This is a genomic window from Reyranella sp., assembly GCF_052439685.1.
Classification (GTDB): Bacteria; Pseudomonadota; Alphaproteobacteria; order Reyranellales; family Reyranellaceae; genus Reyranella.
The window spans coordinates 87,963-109,069 of record NZ_JBQVQG010000003.1; the positions used below are offsets into that span (position 1 = coordinate 87,963).

The 21,107-nt window shown below is 65.2% G+C and carries 24 protein-coding genes and 1 pseudogene; 17 read left to right on the plus strand and 8 right to left on the minus strand.

Annotation, left to right across the window (positions count from 1 at the left end):
- The first annotated feature begins 25 nt into the window (after window positions 1-25).
- From ACT6UX_RS05965 to ACT6UX_RS06035, 15 genes are all read left to right on the plus strand, one after another.
- Window positions 26-454: a Bbp16 family capsid cement protein gene (locus tag ACT6UX_RS05965; RefSeq protein ID WP_444774227.1), complete on the plus strand. Its 429-nt coding sequence runs from the start codon at window positions 26-28 to the stop codon at window positions 452-454.
- A gap of 14 nt (window positions 455-468) precedes the next feature.
- Window positions 469-729 carry a hypothetical protein gene (locus ACT6UX_RS05970; RefSeq protein WP_444774228.1) on the plus strand — a complete coding sequence of 87 codons (261 nt, stop codon included), beginning with the start codon at window positions 469-471 and terminating at the stop codon, window positions 727-729.
- Window positions 730-810: 81 nt separating this feature from the next.
- On the plus strand, window positions 811-1,176 hold the full coding sequence (locus ACT6UX_RS05975; RefSeq protein ID WP_444774229.1) for a hypothetical protein: 366 nt from the start codon (window positions 811-813) through the stop codon (window positions 1,174-1,176).
- A gap of 2 nt (window positions 1,177-1,178) precedes the next feature.
- Window positions 1,179-2,000, plus strand: a complete 822-nt coding sequence (locus ACT6UX_RS05980) for a hypothetical protein (protein WP_444774230.1) — start codon at window positions 1,179-1,181, stop codon at window positions 1,998-2,000.
- Window positions 2,000-2,236: a hypothetical protein gene (locus ACT6UX_RS05985; RefSeq protein ID WP_444774231.1), complete on the plus strand. Its 237-nt coding sequence runs from the start codon at window positions 2,000-2,002 to the stop codon at window positions 2,234-2,236. Before ACT6UX_RS05980 ends, ACT6UX_RS05985 begins: the two co-directional genes overlap by 1 nt.
- Complete coding sequence (locus tag ACT6UX_RS05990; RefSeq protein WP_444774232.1) at window positions 2,233-2,559, plus strand: hypothetical protein; 327 nt, start codon at window positions 2,233-2,235, stop codon at window positions 2,557-2,559. Before ACT6UX_RS05985 ends, ACT6UX_RS05990 begins: the two co-directional genes overlap by 4 nt.
- The gene (locus ACT6UX_RS05995; protein ID WP_444774233.1) at window positions 2,556-3,032 is read left to right on the plus strand and encodes a lysozyme; all 477 of its coding nucleotides are present in this window, start codon (window positions 2,556-2,558) and stop codon (window positions 3,030-3,032) included. Before ACT6UX_RS05990 ends, ACT6UX_RS05995 begins: the two co-directional genes overlap by 4 nt.
- Window positions 3,032-3,574: a hypothetical protein gene (locus ACT6UX_RS06000; protein ID WP_444774234.1), complete on the plus strand. Its 543-nt coding sequence runs from the start codon at window positions 3,032-3,034 to the stop codon at window positions 3,572-3,574. Before ACT6UX_RS05995 ends, ACT6UX_RS06000 begins: the two co-directional genes overlap by 1 nt.
- Entirely contained in the window at window positions 3,575-4,195 is a 621-nt protein-coding gene (locus ACT6UX_RS06005; RefSeq protein WP_444774235.1) for a hypothetical protein, read from the plus strand. It abuts the gene before it with no gap.
- Window positions 4,192-6,678 (plus strand): ubiquitin-activating E1 FCCH domain-containing protein, encoded by a 2,487-nt coding sequence (locus tag ACT6UX_RS06010; protein ID WP_444774236.1) that lies wholly within the window; start codon window positions 4,192-4,194, stop codon window positions 6,676-6,678. The genes ACT6UX_RS06005 and ACT6UX_RS06010 overlap by 4 nt, the downstream gene beginning before the upstream one ends.
- A 3-nt stretch (window positions 6,679-6,681) precedes the next feature.
- The gene (locus ACT6UX_RS06015) at window positions 6,682-8,100 is read left to right on the plus strand and encodes a hypothetical protein (RefSeq protein WP_444774237.1); all 1,419 of its coding nucleotides are present in this window, start codon (window positions 6,682-6,684) and stop codon (window positions 8,098-8,100) included.
- Entirely contained in the window at window positions 8,100-8,567 is a 468-nt protein-coding gene (locus ACT6UX_RS06020; protein ID WP_444774238.1) for a hypothetical protein, read from the plus strand. Before ACT6UX_RS06015 ends, ACT6UX_RS06020 begins: the two co-directional genes overlap by 1 nt.
- Window positions 8,564-9,019 (plus strand): GNAT family N-acetyltransferase, encoded by a 456-nt coding sequence (locus tag ACT6UX_RS06025; RefSeq protein WP_444774239.1) that lies wholly within the window; start codon window positions 8,564-8,566, stop codon window positions 9,017-9,019. Before ACT6UX_RS06020 ends, ACT6UX_RS06025 begins: the two co-directional genes overlap by 4 nt.
- Window positions 9,012-9,458, plus strand: a complete 447-nt coding sequence (locus ACT6UX_RS06030; protein WP_444774240.1) for a hypothetical protein — start codon at window positions 9,012-9,014, stop codon at window positions 9,456-9,458. The genes ACT6UX_RS06025 and ACT6UX_RS06030 overlap by 8 nt, the downstream gene beginning before the upstream one ends.
- Window positions 9,455-10,009, plus strand: coding sequence for a virion core protein, T7 gp14 family (locus ACT6UX_RS06035; protein WP_444774241.1), 555 nt, complete (start codon window positions 9,455-9,457; stop codon window positions 10,007-10,009). The genes ACT6UX_RS06030 and ACT6UX_RS06035 overlap by 4 nt, the downstream gene beginning before the upstream one ends.
- 213 nt (window positions 10,010-10,222) lie before the next feature.
- On the opposite strand, the gene ACT6UX_RS06040 is transcribed toward ACT6UX_RS06035, so the two are convergent.
- The 3 genes from ACT6UX_RS06040 to ACT6UX_RS06050 all read right to left on the minus strand — a co-directional run bounded on the left by ACT6UX_RS06040 (window position 10,223) and on the right by ACT6UX_RS06050 (window position 13,375).
- A complete protein-coding gene (locus tag ACT6UX_RS06040; protein WP_444774242.1) occupies window positions 10,223-10,423 on the minus strand; it encodes a hypothetical protein in 201 nt (66 codons plus the stop codon).
- 141 nt (window positions 10,424-10,564) lie between these two features.
- Window positions 10,565-11,554, minus strand: coding sequence for a hypothetical protein (locus tag ACT6UX_RS06045; protein WP_444774243.1), 990 nt, complete (start codon window positions 11,552-11,554; stop codon window positions 10,565-10,567).
- A gap of 9 nt (window positions 11,555-11,563) precedes the next feature.
- Complete coding sequence (locus tag ACT6UX_RS06050) at window positions 11,564-13,375, minus strand: hypothetical protein (RefSeq protein ID WP_444774244.1); 1,812 nt, start codon at window positions 13,373-13,375, stop codon at window positions 11,564-11,566.
- A gap of 292 nt (window positions 13,376-13,667) precedes the next feature.
- On the opposite strand from ACT6UX_RS06050, the pseudogene ACT6UX_RS06055 reads away from it, so the two are divergent.
- A pseudogene (locus tag ACT6UX_RS06055) lies at window positions 13,668-14,407 on the plus strand (IS630 family transposase); the annotation flags it as partial.
- A 43-nt stretch (window positions 14,408-14,450) separates the two neighbouring features.
- Here ACT6UX_RS06055 and ACT6UX_RS06060 read toward each other — a convergent pair.
- On the minus strand, window positions 14,451-14,642 hold the full coding sequence (locus ACT6UX_RS06060; RefSeq protein WP_444774426.1) for a hypothetical protein: 192 nt from the start codon (window positions 14,640-14,642) through the stop codon (window positions 14,451-14,453).
- A 111-nt stretch (window positions 14,643-14,753) separates the two neighbouring features.
- Complete coding sequence (locus tag ACT6UX_RS06065) at window positions 14,754-16,763, minus strand: aminopeptidase P family protein (protein ID WP_444774245.1); 2,010 nt, start codon at window positions 16,761-16,763, stop codon at window positions 14,754-14,756.
- 210 nt (window positions 16,764-16,973) lie between these two features.
- Between ACT6UX_RS06065 and ACT6UX_RS06070 the strand changes: the two genes are divergently transcribed.
- Entirely contained in the window at window positions 16,974-17,381 is a 408-nt protein-coding gene (locus ACT6UX_RS06070; RefSeq protein ID WP_444774246.1) for a DUF1127 domain-containing protein, read from the plus strand.
- Window positions 17,382-17,449: 68 nt separating this feature from the next.
- On the opposite strand, the gene ACT6UX_RS06075 is transcribed toward ACT6UX_RS06070, so the two are convergent.
- From ACT6UX_RS06075 to ACT6UX_RS06085, 3 genes are read right to left on the minus strand one after another with little or no spacing between them, the layout of a single operon-like run.
- Window positions 17,450-18,337, minus strand: a complete 888-nt coding sequence (locus ACT6UX_RS06075; RefSeq protein ID WP_444774247.1) for a 50S ribosomal protein L11 methyltransferase — start codon at window positions 18,335-18,337, stop codon at window positions 17,450-17,452.
- Between the two features lie 2 nt (window positions 18,338-18,339).
- Window positions 18,340-19,362, minus strand: coding sequence for an ABC transporter ATP-binding protein (locus tag ACT6UX_RS06080; protein WP_444774248.1), 1,023 nt, complete (start codon window positions 19,360-19,362; stop codon window positions 18,340-18,342).
- On the minus strand, window positions 19,359-21,041 hold the full coding sequence (locus ACT6UX_RS06085) for an ABC transporter permease (protein WP_444774249.1): 1,683 nt from the start codon (window positions 21,039-21,041) through the stop codon (window positions 19,359-19,361). The genes ACT6UX_RS06080 and ACT6UX_RS06085 overlap by 4 nt, the downstream gene beginning before the upstream one ends.
- Between the last annotated feature and the right edge of the window lie 66 nt (window positions 21,042-21,107).

Sequence of the window (21,107 nt, forward strand, 5' to 3'; positions counted from 1 at the left end):
CAGGGCAGGAAAGGACACAGACATCATGATGTACGACAAGCTCAACACCTTCGGCACCGACCAGGCGGTAACCGCGTCCGCCGCCTCGACCGACATCGTGGACCTCGGTGCCGCCCGTGACATGGGAAACGGCGAGCCGCTGGAACTGGTGATCCTGGTCACGCAGAGCGTGACGGCCGCCGGCGCCGCGACCGTCACCTTCACGCTGGAGACCGATGACAATGCGGGCTTCTCCTCGCCGGCCGTGCTCGCGAATTCCGGGGCGATCGGCAAGGCCGCGCTGGCGGCGGGAACCGAGGTGCTGCGGGTGAGGGTGCCGCTCGATGCCGAGCGCTACCTGCGCACCAACTACACGGTGGCCACCGGCCCGCTGACCGCGGGCACATTCACCGCGTTCCTCGCCCACGACCGTCAGGCCAGCCGGGCCTACGCGTCGGGCTTCACCGTAAGCTGAGTGGAGACATCGATATGGCCAGGCAAGAGAAGAACGAGAAGTCCGCCGAATACGTCGTCGTCGACAATCCCTTCTACGACGGCGTGCAGCTCCATCCGATCGGGGCGCGCATCCTGTGGTCCGGCCCGCCGGGCCTCTCGCTGGTCCCGATCGACGCGCCGCGCCGCCGCAGCGCGGGCGATACGCCGATCTTCGGCGATCCGCTGGCCGGCCGCGGAGACGGCGCGCCGGTCAAGGCCGCGCGGCCCGGCGACCAGGTCGTCCTCGTTCAGTGATCGCCGGGCAGTGACTGTCGATCTGTAGCCGCAGATGGGACCGGCCACCGGGTCGGTCCCGCCACCGCGAGGAGAAGTTTCATGGCTCAAGACATCGCCTATCAATCCGGTGCGCGACGCAGTGCCGTGCCCGTCTCGGAGGCAAGCCCATTGCCGGTCGTGCTGACCACCCTCACCGGGACGGCGCTGGTGAAGTCGAGCGTCACCATGTCCGGTGCCTCGGCGGAACTGGTCCCGGCCGACGCCAGCCGGCGCCTCGTCATCGTAAGCAGCACGAGGACCAACGCCGATGCAGCCATCGATCCGACGGGAGGCAGCTGCGCCCTGGACGCCGGCATATCCCTGTCGGGCGGCGACACGGTGCAGATCACGGGGAAGGAGGCGCAGAGCGCCATGACCCAGTTCGGCGCCAGCGGCCAGAAGCTCACCGTCTACGTCGGGGGCTGAGCATGCCCATCACTGTTCTGAACAGGATGCGCGGCGGATCCCGTGCCTTCGACGCCGACCTTCTGTCTTGGCGAGACGCGGTTGTCGCCAATGGCGGCTCGGTTTCCCTCGCGAGACTGATCATCATTGATCAGTTCGTGTTCAGTGAGAAGGCCGTAGGCAACTGGGCGCTGACCGACGACTATTTCGGCTTGTGGGCCGAGAATGCCCCCCAGGCGCTCACGTCGTTGAAACAGAGGCGGCTCGCGGTGGCGGTCAATTCGCCCGCCTTCACGCCTGACCGCGACTACACGTTCAACGGGACCACGTCCTACATCGACACGGGCTTCGTCGCGAACAGCCATGCTGTCGTGATGGGAATAAGCAACGTCCATATCGAGTCGTACGAGCGGACGAACATCAGTGGGGTGACCACGGCGATCGGCGTGAATTCCGGATCGGGTCGCGCCCTTTCGCTTTATCCCCGCAATGGCAACGCCCTGCTTCCGGCTCCCAATATGGTCGGCGCCTCCTATAGCCTAAACACGCCATATACCAGCGTAGGGCTCTCTCAGGCGGGCCGCACAGGGGCGACCACAGGCGATATCTACTGCGCCAGAAATGGCGTCGACCTGACGCAATCGCTGTCTCCAACGAACTTGGGCGCGGCGCTCCCCGTTCACAGCCTCTTTGTCGGTGCCTCGAACAACAACGGTACTCCGGCGCAGTTCCGGCCGGCCTCGCTGGGCTTCGTCGCGTACGGCGCCGCACTGGACGCGACACAGCGGCAAGCGCGCTTCAACAACGTCCAGGCGTGGGCTACCTCCGTGGGAGCACAGGTCTGATGGCGATGTTCATCCTCCTGACAGCCGGCCAGGCTGACCATGTGCGCGGTCCTTCGATCTCGACGCTGGCAGCAGCGCTGAACCCTGTCGAGAGAGAGGGCGGCGTCTTCGTGCTGGGCATCGATGTACTGGTTGATCCGTCACACGAGACGCACCGGGATTTCCTCCTGGCACTCCCGCGGCTCGACGGCAGCGATCCGTCGTTTCCCGAGACAACCGTCTGGGCCGGCGCATGAGCCGCGACGAACTCCCGAACGGGAACGTCGCCAACGGTAAGGCCGGCTTCGGCGTGCAGGCTTATCGCTGGCTGGTCGGTGGCGGCGTGGCTCTGCTCGTCCTGCTTTCGCAGCGTACGCTCTCGACCCTGGACGATACGACGGCTGCGGTTCGCAGCCTGCAGTCCCAGGTGGCCGCCATGCAGGGCGTGAGCGAAAGCCGATTCAGTGCGCATGGACAGCGGCTCGACAGCATGGACCGACGCAATGACGCGCAGGACGTGAAGATCGACGGCCTGTGGCAGCGCCTGTGGTCAATCGTTCCCAACACGAGGGCGCCATGAGTCATCCCGTAAACCTGCTGCTGGCCACGTCGGGCGCCGGGCTCGCGATGATCAAGGCTTCGGAAGGCCTGGAGACGGAGGCCTATCCCGACCCGGGCAACGGCGAGACCGGCGAGCCCTGGACCATCGGCTACGGCCATACGCGCGGCGTGCGGCGGGGCGACACGTGCAGTGAAGAGCAGGCCACCGCCTGGCTGCGCGAGGATCTCGGCATGGCGGAGCATGCCGTGCAACGGCTCGTCGACGTGCCGCTGTCGCAAGGGCAGTTCGATGCGCTGACGAGCTTCGTCTTCAACGTCGGACGGTCGGCCTTCGCCAGTTCGACCCTGCTGCGGCTGCTGAATGCCGGCGACGTGGCCGGGGCGGCTGAACAGTTCAAACGCTGGAACCGCGGCGCCTACGGGCCTCTGCCAGGCCTCGTCATACGCCGTGCCGCCGAACGCTCACTCTTCCTCTCGCAGGAGCCTGCCTGATGCCGTTCCTTCCCCTGCTGCTCAGCCTCGCGCCGACCGTCGCCTCCTGGATCATGGGCGACAGGACGGGCGCCGCCGTCGCCAAGGTCTCCGGTATCGCCCAGGAGATTCTGGGCGCGTCCGATGCTGCCGGCATCGAGCGGGCCATCGCGGCCGACCCCAATCTCGCGCTACAGTTCAGAATGGCGGTGATCCAGGCCGAGGCCGACGCCCGCCGGCAGGAATTCGACACGCTGCAGGCGCAGCTCGCCGACGTGGCGAGCGCCCGAAGCCAGACCGTCGAGCTTGCGAAGGCCGGCTCGGCGATCGCCTGGGGTGCCGTCGCCGTCAGCCTGCTGGTCACGGCGGCGTTCATGGCGGCCCTCTGGTTCGTCGTGCGCCAGGAGATCCCGGCCGCCTCGCGCGAGATCGCCTACATCCTGCTGGGCACGCTCGGTGCCAAGTTCGGCGATATCGTCGCCTATTGGGTCGGTTCGAGTTCGGGCTCGGCGCAGAAGTCGGCGGCGCTCGAGAAAGCCGTTGTGACGGGAGGAGGGCGCTAGATGCCGGCTGACACCGACATCGGCAACATGGCGCTGAGCCGGCTCGGCACGCGTGCCACCATCGCCGACCTGACCGAGAACAGCACCGAGGCCCGCCAGATCAATCTCTGGTACACGACCGTTCGCGACGAGCTGCAGTCGCTCGTCGACTGGAACTTTAACCGGGTGACCCAGGCGCTCGCCCCGTCCGGGAGTCCGCCGGCGCGCTGGGCCGCCAGCTACGCTTACCCGTCGGACTGTCTGCGCATGCGGCGGCTCGAGTTCGGCGCCTCGACCTGGATGTGGGGCGAGCCCGCCCGCGGCTTCGAAATCGCCTCGAACGGCAGTGGCACTTTCCTCTACTGCAATGAGGAGCGCGTTGCGGCGGTTTTCGCGCAGCGTGTGGTCGATCCGGCCCGCTTCACACCTGGTTTCATCCTTGCCTTCGTCGACTGCCTTGCGGCCGCGATCGCGCACGCGATTACGCAGAAGGCCGATCTCGCCGAACGTCTGGCCCTGCAGGCCCAGCAGCGGATCGAGCGCGCCATGGCCGACAGCGCAAACGAGGGTGTAATCGCCGGTGACGCGGGCCGGATGGCGCAAAGCCTCGCAGTGCGTGGCTTCGACGGAAGCGCGCCATGACCATGCCCATCCTTCTGCCAAGCTTCGCCGCCGGCGAATTGGCGCCGGCGCTGCAGGGGCGGGTCGACCTCGCCAAGTATCAGGTGGGTCTCGCGACATGTCTCAACTGGTTCGTCCATCCGTTCGGCGGGGTCAGCACCCGCGCCGGAACGGCCTTCGTGGGCGAGACCTGCGACGCGACGGTGCGTAGCCGGCTGATCCCGTTCAGCTTCAACACGCAGCAGACCTATGTGCTCGAGTTCGGCGACCGCAGGATGCGCGTCGTCAAGGAGGGCGGTTACGTGCTCGAGCCGCCCATCTCGATCGTCGGCATCACGCGCACCAGTCCCGGCATCGTGACGACCGCCATGCCGCACGGCCTGTCGAACGGCGATGCGATCTGGCTCGACGGGATCGAGGGCATGCGCGAACTCAACCGTCGCCGCTTCGCGGTGACGGTGCTGGGCGGCTCGACCTTCGCCATAGGGATCGACACATCGGGTTATGGCGATTGGACCGCTGGCGGCACGGTGGCCCGCGTCTACACGATCCCAACACCATACCCCGAATCCGACCTGGCGCTGCTGAAGTACGTGCAGAGCGCCGATACCATGACGCTGACGCACCCGTCCCATGCGCCGCGCAACCTCACCCGCACCGGCCATGCTGTCTGGTCTCTCGCCACCATCACCTACGCCCCGACCCAGCGGCCGCCGACCTCGCTGGCTTCCAGTTCGGCCGGCTCGGGCTTCGACTATGTCGTGACCGCAGTCGCAGAGGAAACCGGTGAGGAAAGCGTCGCCTCGGCATCCACGAGCGCCACGACGCAGACGTCGAAGATCACCTGGACCAATGCTGCCGGTGCGAACTCCTACAACGTCTACAAGGGCAAGAACGGGGTCTATGGCTTCATCGGCCGGGCAGGGGACGGCACCACGGGCTTCACCGATACGACGGTGGCGCCGGACACGTCCGACACGCCGCCGGAGGACAAGAACCCGTTCGACGCCGCGGATAAGTATCCCGGCTGCTCGACTTACCACGAGGGGCGGCAATGGTACGCCCGCACCAACCAGAAGCCACAGACGCTCTATTCGTCGGCCTCGGCGGCGTTCAACAACATGAATACCAGTTCGCCGTCGAAGGATAGCGACGCCATCACCCGCACCATTGCCAGCCGCGAGGTGAACGAGATCCGCCACCTGCTGAGCCTCAACGTGCTGCTGGTCTGGACCTCGGGCGCGGTGTGGAAGGCATGGGCCGGCGCGCAGGCCGACGTCATGACGCCGGCCAATTGTGCCGTTAAGCCGCAGAGCTACGAGGGTATCGCCGAGATCCCGCCGATCGCCACCGAGAGTGCGGCTCTTTACGTCACGGCGTCCGCCAAGAAGGTTCGCGATGTGGCCTATGATTTCGGCTCCGACAGCTGGGCTGGCCGCAACGTGTCGATCCTCGCTGGCCACCTGTTCGAGACACACGGCATCGCAGAATGGGCCTATGCGCGCGATCCGCACGGCATTGTCTGGTGCGTCCGCGCCGACGGCGTGCTGCTGGCCTTCACTTACCTCAAGGAACATGACGTCTATGCCTGGTCGCGGCACGTTACCGATGGCTTCGTCGAGAGCGTCGCGACGGTGCAGGAGTTGGACGAGACGATTCTATATTTTTCCGTGAAGCGCACCGTCGGCGGTGAGACGAAGCGTTTCGTCGAGCGCATGGCAAGCCGCGGTTTCAAGGATGTGCAGGCCGCCTGGTGCGTCGATTGCGGCATCCGCCACGACGGCTGGAACGGCGAAGCGGGTCGCACGCTCGCGATCACGGGGACCGCCTATGGCGCGGGGGACGAGGTGACCCTTACGGCCGCGGGCCATGCCCCGTTCAGCGCCGCCTCGGTGGGCGGCAACTACATTCTGCGAGACGGTCAGAACCAGGTGACTGCGACGGTCGTGTCGTACATCGATACGAGCCATGTCAGCGCCACGCTCGACATCGCGCCGCATGCCAGCCTGCAGGGTCGTGCGACCGGGAATTGGGCGCTGGCCTCGCGCACTCTGGGCGGGCTCTGGCACCTCGAGGGACGCGAGCTCGCGGTGCTGGCCGATGGATCGGTGCAGCCCAACGCGACCGTGACCAACGGCACGATCGTCCTGCCGCGGGCCTCCGGCTCGATCGTCGCTGGCCTTCCGTATGTCTGCGACCTCGAAACACTGAATCTAGAGGCCGGGCCGCCGACCCTGCAGGGCCGTCAGAAGGTGGTGAACGAGGTGGTGCTGAGGGTGAAGGATACACGCGGCCTCAGCGCCGGCCCGACCCGCGACCGTCTCGTCGAAATCAAGGAGCGCTCCGGCGAGCAGCCGGGATACCCCACGCTGCTGACGACGGGCGACGAGCGCGTGCTGATCGATCCTGACTGGAACGCGGCCGGCCGGGTCTTCGTGCGCCAGGGTCACCCGCTGCCCGCGACTGTCCTCGCCATCATTCCCCGCCTCGAAACCGGAGCCTGAGCCATGGCCCTCACGAATACCGACCGCAAGGTGACCTATGCCGGAAACGGCAGTGCCACGGTCTTTCCCTACGGCTTCCCGGTCCTCAGCGACGCCCATCTCTCGGTCATCCTGACCGATGGCGCGGGCGTCGAGACGACCCTGTCCTCGTCGCTCTATGCCGCCACCGGTATCGGCAGACTGGGCGGTGGCTCGGTCACCTACCCGCTCGGCGGGCCCGCCCTCGGCACCGGCACGAAGCTCACCATCGTTCGCACTGTGCCCTATACGCAGACGACGGTGCTCTCGAACCAGGGAGGCTATTATCCCGAGGTGGTGGAGCGCCGCTTCGACGAGATCTACATGGCAATCCAGCAGCTCGCCGAGATCGTCGGACGCACGACCGTGAGCAGCATCAGCGACCCGGCGACCGAGCAGAACAACTATGCGCTGATCCAGTCCCTGCAGGCCTTCCGCGGCGGCATCGACAGGCTGACCATGCCGGGCGATCTGCTGACGCGCGATGGCGGCGGGTACAAGCGGCTGCCGCGCGGCACGTCGGGCCAGTTCCTGGGCATAAGCGGCGCCGACGCGGCCTGGCAGACCCCTTCCTATCCCGTCTTCTCGGGCCGCCGCCAGACGGTGAGCGCCGGTCCCGTGACCGCTGCCGGCCTGCCCAACTTCCTGCCAGCCACATCGGGCACGCTTACGTTGCAGACGACCAATGTGTCATCGACCTATCCGCTTGTCGCGACCGCGGCCGCCGGCTGGTCGGCTGCGACGGGCGCTCCGGTCGACGTGATCGGTGTCGCCACTGGCCCTCTCACCTGGACGGGCCTCGCCGCCAATCGCGCGGCCGCGGCGCCGAACTTCCTCTATGTGACCGTTGCGGGCGGCGTCCTGACGACCGGCAGCACGCTCCTGACGCCAATCTACCAGTTCGGCGGTACGCCCTCCGTCGCGAACGGTCAGTTCACCTTCAACATAGCGGAAATGCGCGGCTATCTCGGTAACGGCACGAGCGCGCCCCAGGTGAACCTCGTCATGGTAGGCGAGGCGGCGACCGATAGTGCGACCGTCATCAACATCATCGCATTCGCCTACAACGCGCGATATGACTCAGGATACATAGCGACCCTGCCTCCGGCTAATACAGCTACCACCAAGAGCCACTCGATTGGTGTGGTTCCGCAACTCAGCGACTTCCGGATTCAATGCACTGTGACGGACGCCGGGTATGCGGTCGGCGACGAAATCGGCGGCGGTTCCCTTTGGATCGACGACGGCTCGGTGAATACGGCATTAACGCACCGAGTTGCTCGGAACGATATGGGAGTAATTGTTAGCACTAACGTCGTTGTATTGCACAAGACGACCGGCGCGCGCACCGTGATAACCCGAAGTAAGTGGCAGTGGCGGCTGATTGCGGAGCGCGGGTGGTGATGATCATCCGCCATGCCGTCCCGGGGGATGCCGCCGAGCTAGCGCCGGCGCTGCGCCTGGAGGATCGGGCGGAAGTCCTGGCCCTGCTCGGGCCTGTCGACCCGATCGCCGGACCAGCGGAGAGCCTTCTTCACGGACTTGCAACGGCGCGCGAGGCCTGGACGGCGCGCGATCGTGCCGGCCGCATCATCTGCATGGCCGGTGTGTCGCCGTTCAGCCTGGTCGGTTCCACCGGTGTGCCATGGCTCCTCGGGTCGGATCTGGTGAGCCGCCATCGGCGTGTGTTCCTGGCCGAAAGTCGCCGTCTGGTCGCGCACTGGCTCACCTGGTTCGATTCGCTGCGCAACGTCGTCGACGCACGGCATGGCGCCGCGATCCGCTGGCTGCGCTGGCTCGGCTTCGAGATCGGGCCGGTCTTCGCTCTATCGCATGGCCGGTTCCATCGCATCTGTAAGGAGGCGCCATGAACGTGCAGCGGAGCAGCGTCGCAGCCTTGGAGCGGGACCCGGACCTGAGAGCTCTCCTGGCCGAATATGCCGCCGAATCAGCCATCACAGGCCTGCCTGCCCCCGCCGCCAGGATGGACAGCTACCGTGAACTCGAGGGTCGCGGCTTGCTTCAGGTGTTGAGTGCTACCCATGAGGGGCGGCTGGTCGGCTTCCTGACCCTGCTTGCGCCGGTACTGCCTCACTATGGGGTCGCCGTGGCAGTGAGCGAGAGTTTCTTTGTCGCCCGGGCGCATCGTGGGACGGGCGCGGGATTGAAGCTCCTGAGGGCCGCCGAAGATATGGCGCGTCACGCGGGATCGCCGGGTCTGCTGGTCAGCGCTCCGTTCGAGGGGGATCTCTTCAAGGTGTTGCCCCGCGTCGGCTATGCGGAGACCAGCCGGGTATTCTTCAAGAAGGTTGGCGATGCCTGACCTCGCTCCCGTGCGCCCCCATATCGCGGCGATGAGTGCCGCGGCGATCGACCGGGTACGGCAACTCGAGACCCTGGCCTCGGCACTCCCGCAGGTGTCCATCGGCACCGACCATGTCCTCCATGCGGGCCTCTATGCTCGGACCGTCCGGGTGCCGGCCGGCGTGATGATCACCGGTGTGCTGATCAAGATCCCGACACTGTTGATCGTGAATGGCGACGCCATCGTGCATGTCGAGGGCGGACCGCTCGAGTTACACGGCTACAATGTCCTGCCGGCCAGCGCCGGCCGCAAGCAGGCCTTCGTCGCGCTGACTGACACCCAGCTGACGATGATCTTCGCCACCGCGGCGTGCGACGTCGACGCCGCCGAGCGTGAATTTACCGACGAGCTCGACAAACTCATGACACGCAGGAAGACCACGACATGTCAGGCATGAGCACGGCCACCATTCTCTCACTCGGCCTGTCGGCCGCCGGTACGGCTGTGGGCTTCGCCGGCCAGCTTCAGCAGCAGCAGACAAAACAGCAGGCGGTGGCGGCCACCGCCGCGCAGGCGGTCTACCAGTCCCAGGTCGCGCGCCAGAACGAGGAGGTGATGAAAAGGCGAGCCGACGAGGCGCTCCGGCAGGGGCGGGCCGCCGAGGAGAACAGCCGCCGGCTCACCAACCAAAGGATCGGAGCGCAGACCGCCCGCCTCGCCGCGCAGGGAACGGACCTCGAGGGAAGCCCGGCGGACATCCTGGGGGACACGGCCGCCGCCGGTGAAGTCGATTCGCTGGCCTTGCGCGCCAAGGCGGCGCGCGAGGCCTACGACTATCAGGTGGCCGCCGTCGGCTACGGCAATACGGGCGTCCTGGAGACCACCCGTGCGCTTAACACAGCCGACAGTTCTCCCTATCTCGGCGCTGGTGCATCGCTTCTATCGGGTGCGTCGATGCTTGCTGATAAGTGGCGGAACTTCGAGCTGAACAATGGTCGAGCGCTGTAATGCTGAGTAAACATGCAGCCATGGTAACGCCGCGCTCCAACGTGGTATCTTAGCTATTAGTGTGAGCGGCTCTTGTCGGTGCTGCTGTCCTTTTCGGTCTCGACGGCGTTCGGCTGCAGTTGCGCTATCCGCATCAAGACATTGCCAATCCGCCGTGAGTGCTCCGTGGCGCCGGCCGATTTAAGATGCCCGCGTTCCGCGAGGACACCTGGATCAGCCTCCCGGTAAGAAGCGGAGCGGGATCACAGCGGTGGGGTAGTCGCGTCTGAAGTTAGAGAGCTGGCGCTCGATATCATGATCGATGGCGTCATGTCGGACGACACAAGGCAGTGGATTGGTGATTAGGACGAATCGGCCGTCGTGACGTTGTGCCAATTTGGCGAAGCGGGCGAAGTAGCGATAGGTCGTCGTCATGGGCTAAGCCAAGCAAGACGCCCTCCGATTAGGCTGCCTCGATTGTGCAAGGCTGCACCGTGGTCGCCGTCAAGTAAGCAGCGTCAATCGCTCACGGCAGTGGCACCCAGCCCGAGTCTGCTCTGACTATACGCGCTAAGCTTACGGTACCTTCCGATCAAACTCCATCAGCAGGCGGTTGACGTATCGATCACGAGGTGTGCCTTGGAGCTTTGTTGGCACAAACCGAATTCCTAGAGGGCCTCTCTCAAGGTCTGCCGAATTCGTGTTGGGGCCGAGTCCATATCGAGCCCATACCACAAGCCTGTCCGTACGGGTCGGGACAATGCCGCGATGTAGGGCGAGCGTATTGACGACGTGCATCGATCCGGCAGGCCCGACAAGTTGCGCTGCCGCATTCTTGAAATGCAGCTCGCAGGTGCGCGAAAACTCTTCGCCCATATCGTCTACGAAGCTGCGCTCAGTGTCCATTTTCGGGCGCCAGAACCGGATGCCCTTGATCAACTTATTCATGCCGTCGAGGGAGTGCGATTCGGGCACGACCTCATGCGGTCCTCCATCCGCGGCAACGTCCGTGAGATAGATGAAAAGTGTTAGGAATCGCCAGTCGTCGGTATCGCGATGAAAAAATTGAACGTTCGTCATTTCTGGCTTGGGCGCAACGAACGACCACCACGCATTGACGGAATACAGCGTGGGCACGCATCCGAGATAAGATTCGATTAGGTGGAGTAGGCGCGGGTCGTTCATAACGTCGATCAGGCCCGGAGCCCGAATGACCGACTCGGCGGAATAGGCCGCCAGCGGAAAATCTCGGCGGGCGGCCGCGAGGGACTTTGCCCGCCCATCGAAGGAGAGAGCATTCGCGCCTTTGTGAACCGGCTGATCGTCGAAGTACCGGCGCAACTCCTCAACATTGGTCAGTGTGATCGGGATCTGAACGTGCGAGCGACCTCGCAAGTCTGCCAGCAGGTCATTGAAGTGGCCCAACGGTGGTTCTTCCCGAAGGTGCCCTTCTATGTCATGACGGTCGCGTACGATCTTTTCGGCGAACTGGTCCCACTGATGTTTCGGCAGGCTGCGCCGGATAACCGTCAGGGCGCGCCCGGTGAGGTCGGTATAAACGGTCATGTGAAGACCTCAGCTAAAGAAAGTGCTCACAGGGCCGCCCCCCAGTTCGCTCGCGTAAGGAATGGTGCGGACATTCGCAGGAATCGGCTGAATCTGCTCTGGATCGAAAACATAGTTGTGTCGGACTAGTCGATCACAACCAGAAATATGAAGGTAGCAATTGATGGACCAGAACACTCGCATTTCGAATGCTGGATAGTACATCTTATCGATGTCATTATCACTGATCCCCAGCTTTCCGAAGAGATCGCAACGGACGAAGATGGCGTTCCAGTTCGTTGCTGCAGCGAGTTCGTAGCCCAGCGCTGTCCCGAGTTCGATCAGGGCCCTGAGGGAGGCGCCGTCGTTCTTGAGGGTGCTGTCTTCCTGGACGAAAAGCACATCATTTGGGATCGTCGGATTGAAGTCGATCATGACGACACGTGGGTGATATCCACGCAAATTCGCCCATAAATGATAGTCGTTGCCTTCCACATCGAGGCAAAGGAAATCGATCTCACTCGGTGCCGAGGACGTCGAAAGCAGATGGCCGAGGCTGTTGGGGCCGGTCGAGGAAACGGTGGCGTTCACCGTGCGGACGCGTTCGGAACCCTCATAGGTGCTCTGAAGTTTGCGATAGGCGGCACTATCGCTCTCTATCATGAGCCCGCTCCAGCCTCGATCACGTATGAGAGCAAAGGTATTAGAAAAGCGTACTCCGTCGTTTGCGCCCACTTCGACGCAGTAGCTACTGGCGGCGCCCAGCCTGTCGAACAGATGTGAGAGGATTCCGTCTTCGCCACATTCGGATGAGACGTTCTGCTGGAAATCCAACAATCGATTAGCCGGGATTCTGGACCTGTCGAAGCGACCGGCATTCTCGTCTAGGAAAGAGTTGCTGTACGTCAGCCGAGGGCGGAACACGCGAAGGCCCTGTGGCAAGACTTGGATGTCCGAGTCCGATACGTGGATCCGCTTGATCTCCCCGTTTCCGTCGCGCTGATGGCGCCAGATCAGTTCTCGATTGCCGGCTAGGAAGAGTGTTCCGTCGTAGCTTTGAAACAGTCGAGTGTTAGCAAACGACCGGAACATGCCTTGAGGGGAATTGTCGCGGATCTCGAATAGCGATGAGTATTCGTGGAGTACGAAGATGGCGTTCCCGCCAACCACGGCTATAAGGTTGTAGCCCTTCTGTTTAGCGAGATCGCAGACTGCGGAAAGGGAAGCCGACGAGGGCCCTGGCGCGAGCGGATCTTTCACATAGTAGATGTCGGGTGGGCAGAACTCGCTGAACTCGATCATCACGATCTTTGGTCGATAGCCTTGCAATGATCGCCATATATGCCAGTCATTGCTGTCAATATCGATTACAAGTAAATCGAAATCTCGGGGCAGGGGCGTTCTTGCGAGCAGCGCGTCGAGAGATTTAGGGCCCTCGATCTCGATGAATTCGTTGAGGCAGTAGACGTCCGGCAACGCCGACGAATTTGCCGAGAGCTTGGCGTAAGCCGTTTCGTTGGCTTCGATATATACGGCTTTCCAGCTGTGATTGTGCACAAGGTCCCACGTATTGGCGTTGAACTTGCCGTCCCAGGCGCCGAACTCGACGCACCAGCCACCGGTGATCTGCAGCTGCTCAAGTATGCGGGCGATCACGCCATCTTCGCCGGCCTGCGACGTGATAGACTTCGCATAGCGTATCAGGGGATTGTTGTTTTCGATGCGTGCACGTTCGGCGGCTTCGTCTGGGTGAACGATTTCCAATCGCCGCTCACCGGAACGGAAGCGCACAAGGCTCGGCCGAAGGAAACGATCTGTCCACCGCAATACACTATCGATCACGCCAACTTTCTCCCTGATGGCAGCAGCCTCAAGCTCGACAGATGTGACGAGTCCTGTTGCGCGGTCAAAGACCCCACGGGCATGCCACTTTTGGCCCTTTTCGTACAGCGCAGGATACGGTTTGGCCGGAGGGAACGTGTGAGGTCAGCAGCCTAAAGAACTCCTCGTGATCGCTTGCCGGTAGGTCGGGTGCAATACGGTTTAGGGTCTTTCTGGATCTGGCGGAATCGGAAGGGATTCCCCAATCGAGAGGACTGTGATTCAAACTGCTGATTGATAGGAGGTCAGCAGGATGACCCGAGCCTATTCGATGGACCTGCGGGAGCGCGTGGTTGCGGCGGTCGGTGACGGTCAGTCCCGTCAGGTCTCGGCGCTGTTCCGGATGAGCGTGTCGAGCGTCGTGAAGTGGGTACAACTGGCGCGCTCGACCGGCAGTCCGGCGCCCAGGCCAATGGGCGGCCGCCGGGGTTGCAAGCTGGATAGCGAGCGGGACTGGCTGTTGGGGCGGCTGGAGGAGAAGCCGGATCTGACGCTGCATGCGCTGCTGGCGGAGATGCGCGACCGGGGCGTGACGGTGTCGTGCGACACGCTGTGGCGGTTCCTGCGTGCGGCTGGGATCAGCTTCAAAAAAACCGTGTTCGCCAGCGAGCAGGATCGGCCTGACATTGCCCGGCGGCGGGCTTGGTGGCGGAAGTACCAGGGCCGGATCGATCCCCGGCGGCTGGTCTTCATCGACGAGACCTGGGCCAAGACCAACATGGCCCGAACCCATGGCTGGACCCAGCGCGGCACACCGCTGACGGCCAAATGCCTCACGGGCACTGGAAGACGCTGACCTTCCTGGCAGCCCTGCGACACGACCGCATCGCCGCTCCCTGCGTCTTCGACGGTCCGACCAACGGCACAAGCTTCCTTGCCCACGTCCGCCAGTTCTTGGTACCGACCCTCAAGCTAGGTGACGTCGTCATCATGGACAATCTGGGCAGCCACAAAAGCTGGTCCGTCCGCGCCGCCATACGCGCCGCTGGCGCCTGCGCAAAGCTGAGGAACGCACTGTTGAGTATTGGTGGCCTCCTTAGTCACGCTTCGGTTGCGCGCGCCTGCGATAGTCGCCGAGCGCCTCGGACGCGGCCTGCCACAGGGAATGCGCTGCTTCCCGGATTTCATCGGGATAGCCGGCGAGCCGGTCGTAGCGCTCGCGGGCCCGGCGTTCGGCGTCCAACAGTTTGTCCAACTCGGAGGCTGGGGGCTTGGTCGACTTGGCCATGCGGGGCCAACGACCTTCCCCATTGGGGCGTTGCTCGCGGCTTGCATTCGTTGCGCAGGAGAGGCGGCAGTCCTGAACTGCAGTTCGTGTGTATCGCGATCACGCTCCGGATCAGATCGGGCGTGTCGCCTCTGCGAGCCAGGCAAGGGTTGCCTCGTCGACGGTGGAGCCGACGGTCTCGCGCACCCGGCGGTGATAGTCGTTGAGCCACTGGCGCTCCGCCTCGGTCAGCAGGCGGTGCTCGACGCAGGTGAGGTCGATGGGTGCCAGGGTCAGCGTCTCGAACTCGAGGTAGCGGCGGTCGGCGCCCGCGATCTCGACCTCCCTCACAGCGACCAGATTCTCGATGCGGATGCCGTAGGCGCCGGTCTTGTAGTAGCCGGGCTCGTTGCTGACGATCATGCCGGGCTGCAGGGCGACCGAATTCGGCATCTTGGAGATGCGATGCGGCCCCTCGTGGACCGAGAGATAGGCGCCGACGCCGTGCCCGGTGCCGTGATCGTAATCGAGGCCGACCTGCCACAGCGCATGGCGCGCCAGCACGTCGAGCTGCGAACCGGTGGTGCCGACCGGAAAGCGGGCGCTGGCCAGGGCAATGTGGCCCTTGAGGACGCGCGTGAAGCGATCCTTCATCTCTGGCGACGGGGTGCCGACCGCAACCGTGCGGGTGATGTCGGTCGTGCCGTCGCGATACTGCCCGCCCGAGTCCACGAGGTAGAGGCTGCCGGGCTCGAGCCTGCGCTGGCTGGCCTCGGAAGCGCGGTAATGAACGATCGCGCCATTGGCGCCTGCGCCCGAGATCGTGTCGAAGCTGAGGTCGCGCAGCTTGCCGGTTTCCTCGCGCAGCGCCTGCAGCCGGTCGGACACCTCGATTTCGCGCAAAGTGCCGGAGCCGGACTCGCGATCGAGCCATCCCAGGAAGCGGCTGACGGCGGTGCCGTCACGGCGATGGGCGGTCCGGATGCCTTCGAGCTCGACCGCGTTCTTGCAGGCCTTGGGGAGGGAGACGGGATCGGCGTCACGGACCAGGGTCGCGCCCGCGCCCTGCAGCCGGGTCGCAGCCCAGTAGGGCGCCGTCGAGGTCTCGACCAGCACGCGCTTGCCGAGCTTGCCCAGCATGTCCAGCGCACCGCCCAGCTCGTCGGGCGGCGCCAGCGTCACGGCATTGCCCAGCCAGGCGACGGTCCGATCGGGGATCTTGCGGCGGTCCATGTAGAGATCGACGTGCCCGTCGCTATGGATCAGTGCGAATCCGAGCGCGAACGGGGTGCGCGGGACGTCGCCGCCCCGCACGTTGAGCAGCCAGGCGATCGAATCGGGGGCGGTGATCAGTGCCACATCGGCGTTCCGGCCGGCCACGATCGAGGCGATGCGGGCACGTTTGCTCTCGCTGGTCTCGCCGGCGAACTCCACCGGATGCGGCAGGACCGGCGCCAGCGGCGCCGGCGGCCGTTCGCGCCACACCGAATCGACCGGATTGGACTCGACGGCGAGGAAACTGCCGCCCGCCCGCTGGCAGGCGCGGGCGAAGCGGTCGTAGCCATCGACGGTCTGCAGCCAGGGATCGAAGCCCAGCCGGCCGCCCTTGGGCAGGTTCTCGGCGATCCACTGTTCGGCCGACTGCTCGGGAATCTGGCGCGGCACGAAGGCCGCGACGTCGACCTGGTCGCGCACGGCGAGGGTGTAGCGGCCATCGACGAAGATGGCCGCACGGTCCGCCAGCACGATCGCGAGGCCCGCTGACCCGCTGAAGCCGGTGAGCCATCCCAGGCGCTGCGAGCGGCGGGGCACGTATTCGCCCTGATGTTCGTCCGCCCGAGGCACGACGAAACCGTCCAGCCCGCGACGCTTCAGCTCGGCCCGCAGGTCGGCCAGGCGTGCGACCGGCGCCGGGCTTGCCTGCAGCCCGTCGTCGGCGGCCGCCAGCTCTGCCCGCCACTTGGACAAGGCGGTGGTCAATTCGGCGTCAGCTGCCGGATCGATGAGCTCTACCCATTCCGGGCCGGAGAGGCTTTCGGGGGCGGCGGCGACTCCGCGCATCAGGTCGCCGAGGGAAGCGGCATCCGTGCCGCGGCCACGGCGGCGGAGCAGGGCGAGTACGTCGTCAGGAGCGGTCGTCATGATGAGGCGAACCCTACGCGGGGTGGTGGGGCCAATCAAACCGAGCAATAATATTTCGCTCGCAAGTGCGAAATGCTCAAATAAGCTCGCCATGCGTCAAGCGCATATCGACCCTTCAGACTCCGCACTTATTGTTGCAACTCAAGGCTCTATATTTGCTGGGTGCAGTGCAGCATCGCCTATCGCGCCGCACAATAGAAGGAGAGACTCATGATGACCCAGCCGATTCGGACCTTTAAGGATCTGACCAGCGAAACTGCGCCGGCGGGGGGAAACGCAAATACCAAGATCAGCTTCACCCTCGACGATCGCCGCCTGCTCGAGCTGCGCGCCCGCTACGCGCGTGCCGAATGGCTGGCGAATGCGTTGGGTGAGGCGGTCCTGTGGGCAGGCCGCGTGTATGATCGCGCCGTCGGCGGGATCAAGGCCGACCTCAAGCTGCGCGCCGCCGAGGCCCAGCTCCACCGCATGACCGACCGCGAACTGTCCGACCTCGGCCTGTGCCGGGCCGACATCACCTTCGCGATCCGTGAGGCCGCCGAGGGTGTGGCTCCGCGGTTCGACGATGTCGGCGGGCAGGTCACTGCCGCAAACCAGAATCTGCGCCGCGCGGCGTAGCCGACTGTTGAGTAGCGTAAGCGTAAGCGTAAGGGGGCCGGCGTAAGCCGGCCCTTTCGTTTTGGGCGTCAGCTCCGGCGCAGGATCAGGCTGCGCCACCAGGCGCCGCCCGTCTCCAGGTCGATGCGGCGTTCGAAGGTGAAGCCGTATCGTTCATAGCCGGTGAGGATGCCCGCCGCCTGCTCGACCAGCAGGCCGCTCAGCAGCACGCGCCCGCCGGGGCGCACCGCCGCGCCGAATTCCTCCGCGAGGTCGAGCAATGGCCCCGCCAGGATGTTCGCCACGACCAGGTCGTAGCGCCCGCGGCCCGCCAGCTCGGCGGCCTGCAGGCCCGAGGAGACGAAGAAGGAGCAGAACTCCGGCACACCATTCAGTGCCGCGTTCTCCCGGGCGACTTCCACCGCCTCGGCATCGTTGTCGCCGCCGGTCACCGGCCGCTTCCAGAGCTTGGCCATGGCGATGGCGAGGATGCCGCTGCCGCAGCCCACGTCGACGGCGTTGACCGTCTCGGTCGGATCGAGCGTCGCCAACATCTCCAGGCAGCCGCGGGTGGTGGCATGGGTGCCGGTACCGAACGCCAGGCCGGCGTCGATGCGCAGCGCCAGCAGGCTCGCGGGCCGGCCCTCCGTCACGTGCGACGGGTGCACCCAGAAGGGACCGACGGCGAAGGGCCGGAAGGAACGCTGGTTCTCGGCCAGCCAGTCGATGTCGGGCAGCTCCTCCCACGCCCAGCGGGGCACGTCGAGACCGAGGGCCCGGGCGGAAGCCTCGATGGCCGCCTCGACCAGCGCCTCGTCACCCTCGCCGAAAATGTCGATGCGCCAGGGACCGTCGCGCGAGACCTCGCAGCTCGCGACGATGAAGCCTTCCTCGCCCAGCCGTTCCTCCAGCAGGGTTTCCCAGTCGGCGCGGTGCGGGGCGGGCGCGACGAAGCCGGCCTTGCGTACTTTGCTCATGTTCATGCCGGAAGGAAGAGCATGCGCCGGGGCGGCAAGTCCACGCCGACAGTGTCGCCGACGGCGCGCAACTCGCCGCCGGACTGGAATGGCGTCTCGATCAGGACCTCGCTGTCGCCGATGTGCACGGCGTAACGGACGGTCGCGCCCAGGAATTCGCGATGCGTGACCGGCCCGCGCAGGGCGGCACCTTCGGGTGACGTGAGGGCGGCATGCTGGGGCCGGAACACCAGGCGCTTGCCGGCGGGGATCGGCACGCCGGCGCGCTCGTCCAGAATGTTGGCCGAGCCCAGGAAATTGGCGACGAACAGGTTCGCCGGGTTCTCGTAGAGCTCCATCGGCGTGCCGACCTGCTGGACCCGGCCGGCGTCCATCACGGCGATGCGGTCGCAGATCGTGTTGGCCTCCTCTTGGTCGTGGGTCACGAAGATCGTCGTGAGTCCCAGCCGTTGCTGCAGTGAGCGCAGTTCGCGCCGGACACTGACCCGCATCTTGGCGTCGAGGTTGGACAGCGGCTCGTCGAGCAGCAGCACCTTGGGCTCGATGGCGATGGTGCGCGCCACGGCGACGCGCTGCTGCTGACCGCCCGAGAGCTGCGCCGGTCGCCGCTCGGCATAGGCGGAGAGACCGACCAGTTCCAGCGCCTGCGAAACGCGGCGGTCGATCTCGGCGCGCGGCAGGCGGCGTTCCTCCAGCCCGAAGGCGACGTTCTTCGCGACGGTCATGTGCGGCCACAGCGCGTAGCTCTGGAACACCATGCCGACGTCGCGCTTCCAAGGCGGCAGCGGCGCCACATCCTGTCCGTCCAGCAGCACCTTGCCGGTCTGCGCCTGGGCAAAGCCCGCGATCAGCCGCAGCAGGGTGGTCTTGCCGCATCCTGAGGGGCCGAGGAAGGCGAAGAACTCGCCGGGACGGATCGAGAGGGCGACATCCCTCAGCACATGGGTCGCGCCGTAGGAAAGGTTCACGCCCGTGATCTCTATGCCCACGGCGCGAGCCGGCTTCGACAGGGTCATCTCCGTCATATATCGAGGCCCCTAGCCCGTTGCGAGCGGTCGACGGCGAGCTGCGACAGTCCCATGCAGATCGCCACGATGAGGACGGCGATCACGCCCAGTGCGGCGCCGGCGCCGCGTCCGGCCGGAGTCTGCATCAGCACGTAGAGCCCGTAGGCCAGCGGCGCATCCGAGTTGGATTGCACCAGGATCAGCACAGCCGACAGTTCGACCGCGGCCGTGGCGAAACTGGTGACGAAGCCGGCCAGCAATCCGCCAGTCATCAGCGGGATCACGACCCGCCGAACCGTGCGCGCCTTGGTGGCCCCGAGATTCTCCGCCGCCTCCTCCAGCGAGACCGAGATCTGCTGCAGGGCAGCATAGGCGGCACGCAGCGCGTAGGGCAGGCGGCGGATGGCGATGGCCAGCACGATCACGATCCACAGGGTCGCGAGCGGCGTGCCGTCGGGCAGGCTGACGCCATAGAAGGCGCGCAGATAGCCGATGCCCAGGACGACGCCAGGCACCGCGAGCGCGGTGCTGGCGGCCCAGTCGAGCCACTGCCGTCCCGGCAGTCGTGTGCGCAGGACGAGATAGGCGATGGCGCCGCCGATCGCGACGTCGATGGTCGCGGCGAGGCCCGAATAGAGCAGTGTGTTCTTGATGTAGACCGAGCTGTCGCCCAGTACGCGCGTGTAGTGGGCCAGCGTATAGCCGTCGGGCAGGGGGCTGTAGGACCAGACCGTGGCAAAGGACAGCAGCACCAGCCCGACATGCGGCGCCAGCACCAGCGCCAGGATCAGGATCACGACGCCATAGGCCAGCGCCTGTTCGCGTGGCCGCAACTGCCGGCGGGCGAGGCCGCCGCCGCCGCGCTGGGTCGTGGCGTAGTCCTTGCCCTTCATGACCAGCGCCGTCGCCCACATGGTCGCCACCGCGACGAGGATCAGCACGACGGAGATGACGTAGCCCATCGGGTCGTCGATGCCGATCGAGGTGATGCGCAGATAGGCCTGCGGCGCCAGCATCTCCTTGACGTTAAGCAGCAGTGGCGTCGCCACGTCGTCGAACACCTTCACGAACACCAGGCTGGCGCCGGCGACGTAGCCCGGCAGCGCCAGCGGCAGTGCGATGCGGCGGAACAGCCGCAGCCCGTGCGAGCCCAGGTTCTGCGCGGCTTCTTCCATGCTGCGGTCGATGTTGCGCAGCGCCGCCGAGAGGTTGACCAGGATGAACGGGAAATAGTGGATGGCCTGCAGGAAGATGACGCCGTTCAGCCCTTCCATGAAGCCGATCTTGAAGTCGAACCACTCGTCGAGCAGCAGGTTCACCGAGCCGTTTCGGCCGAACAGCAGTTGCATCGCCACCGCGCCGACGAAGGGCGGCATGATCAGCGGCAGGAAGCCCAGCGTCTGCACCAGCATGGCGCCGCGGAACTCGAAGCGCGTCGTCAGATAGGCGAGCGGCAGCGCCAGCACCGACGCCCACACGACCGTCATCGCCGACACGTAGACCGAGTTCCAGAACGAGCGGACGAACAGGTCGGTGCGCCCGAAGTCGAGGAAGTTCACGAGCGTCAGTCCGCCGCCGCCCTTCTCGGTGAAGGCGACATAGACGACAGTCGCCACCGGCACGATCAGGAAGACGCCGAGGAACAGCGCGATCGCGAGTGCCAGCGCGACCTGGCCGGGCGACCGAACCGACGTCATTCGCTTCGACCATCAACGAAAGAAAGGTCCTTCGCTGCGCTCAGGATGACAACTTTTCTGTGCTTG

Bases quoted from the DNA above. Each gene is read 5' to 3' on its own strand.
- ACT6UX_RS06070 (WP_444774246.1), top strand. From the start codon at position 16,974: ATGATGACCCAGCCGATTCGGACCTTTAAGGATCTGACCAGCGAAACT.
- ACT6UX_RS06010 (WP_444774236.1), top strand. From the start codon at position 4,192: ATGACCATGCCCATCCTTCTGCCAAGCTTCGCCGCCGGCGAATTGGCG.
- ACT6UX_RS06065 (WP_444774245.1), bottom strand. From the start codon at position 16,763: ATGACGACCGCTCCTGACGACGTACTCGCCCTGCTCCGCCGCCGTGGC.
- ACT6UX_RS06085 (WP_444774249.1), bottom strand. From the start codon at position 21,041: ATGACGTCGGTTCGGTCGCCCGGCCAGGTCGCGCTGGCACTCGCGATC.
- ACT6UX_RS06040 (WP_444774242.1), bottom strand. From the start codon at position 10,423: ATGACGACGACCTATCGCTACTTCGCCCGCTTCGCCAAATTGGCACAA.
- ACT6UX_RS06045 (WP_444774243.1), bottom strand. From the start codon at position 11,554: ATGACCGTTTATACCGACCTCACCGGGCGCGCCCTGACGGTTATCCGG.
- ACT6UX_RS06080 (WP_444774248.1), bottom strand. From the start codon at position 19,362: ATGACGGAGATGACCCTGTCGAAGCCGGCTCGCGCCGTGGGCATAGAG.
- ACT6UX_RS05995 (WP_444774233.1), top strand. From the start codon at position 2,556: ATGAGTCATCCCGTAAACCTGCTGCTGGCCACGTCGGGCGCCGGGCTC.
- ACT6UX_RS05990 (WP_444774232.1), top strand. From the start codon at position 2,233: ATGAGCCGCGACGAACTCCCGAACGGGAACGTCGCCAACGGTAAGGCC.
- ACT6UX_RS05970 (WP_444774228.1), top strand. From the start codon at position 469: ATGGCCAGGCAAGAGAAGAACGAGAAGTCCGCCGAATACGTCGTCGTC.
- ACT6UX_RS06060 (WP_444774426.1), bottom strand. From the start codon at position 14,642: ATGGCCAAGTCGACCAAGCCCCCAGCCTCCGAGTTGGACAAACTGTTG.
- ACT6UX_RS06075 (WP_444774247.1), bottom strand. From the start codon at position 18,337: ATGAGCAAAGTACGCAAGGCCGGCTTCGTCGCGCCCGCCCCGCACCGC.
- ACT6UX_RS06025 (WP_444774239.1), top strand. From the start codon at position 8,564: ATGAACGTGCAGCGGAGCAGCGTCGCAGCCTTGGAGCGGGACCCGGAC.
- ACT6UX_RS06015 (WP_444774237.1), top strand. From the start codon at position 6,682: ATGGCCCTCACGAATACCGACCGCAAGGTGACCTATGCCGGAAACGGC.
- ACT6UX_RS05980 (WP_444774230.1), top strand. From the start codon at position 1,179: ATGCCCATCACTGTTCTGAACAGGATGCGCGGCGGATCCCGTGCCTTC.
- ACT6UX_RS06035 (WP_444774241.1), top strand. From the start codon at position 9,455: ATGAGCACGGCCACCATTCTCTCACTCGGCCTGTCGGCCGCCGGTACG.
- ACT6UX_RS05975 (WP_444774229.1), top strand. From the start codon at position 811: ATGGCTCAAGACATCGCCTATCAATCCGGTGCGCGACGCAGTGCCGTG.
- ACT6UX_RS06030 (WP_444774240.1), top strand. From the start codon at position 9,012: ATGCCTGACCTCGCTCCCGTGCGCCCCCATATCGCGGCGATGAGTGCC.
- ACT6UX_RS06020 (WP_444774238.1), top strand. From the start codon at position 8,100: ATGATCATCCGCCATGCCGTCCCGGGGGATGCCGCCGAGCTAGCGCCG.
- ACT6UX_RS05965 (WP_444774227.1), top strand. From the start codon at position 26: ATGATGTACGACAAGCTCAACACCTTCGGCACCGACCAGGCGGTAACC.
- ACT6UX_RS06000 (WP_444774234.1), top strand. From the start codon at position 3,032: ATGCCGTTCCTTCCCCTGCTGCTCAGCCTCGCGCCGACCGTCGCCTCC.
- ACT6UX_RS06005 (WP_444774235.1), top strand. From the start codon at position 3,575: ATGCCGGCTGACACCGACATCGGCAACATGGCGCTGAGCCGGCTCGGC.
- ACT6UX_RS05985 (WP_444774231.1), top strand. From the start codon at position 2,000: ATGGCGATGTTCATCCTCCTGACAGCCGGCCAGGCTGACCATGTGCGC.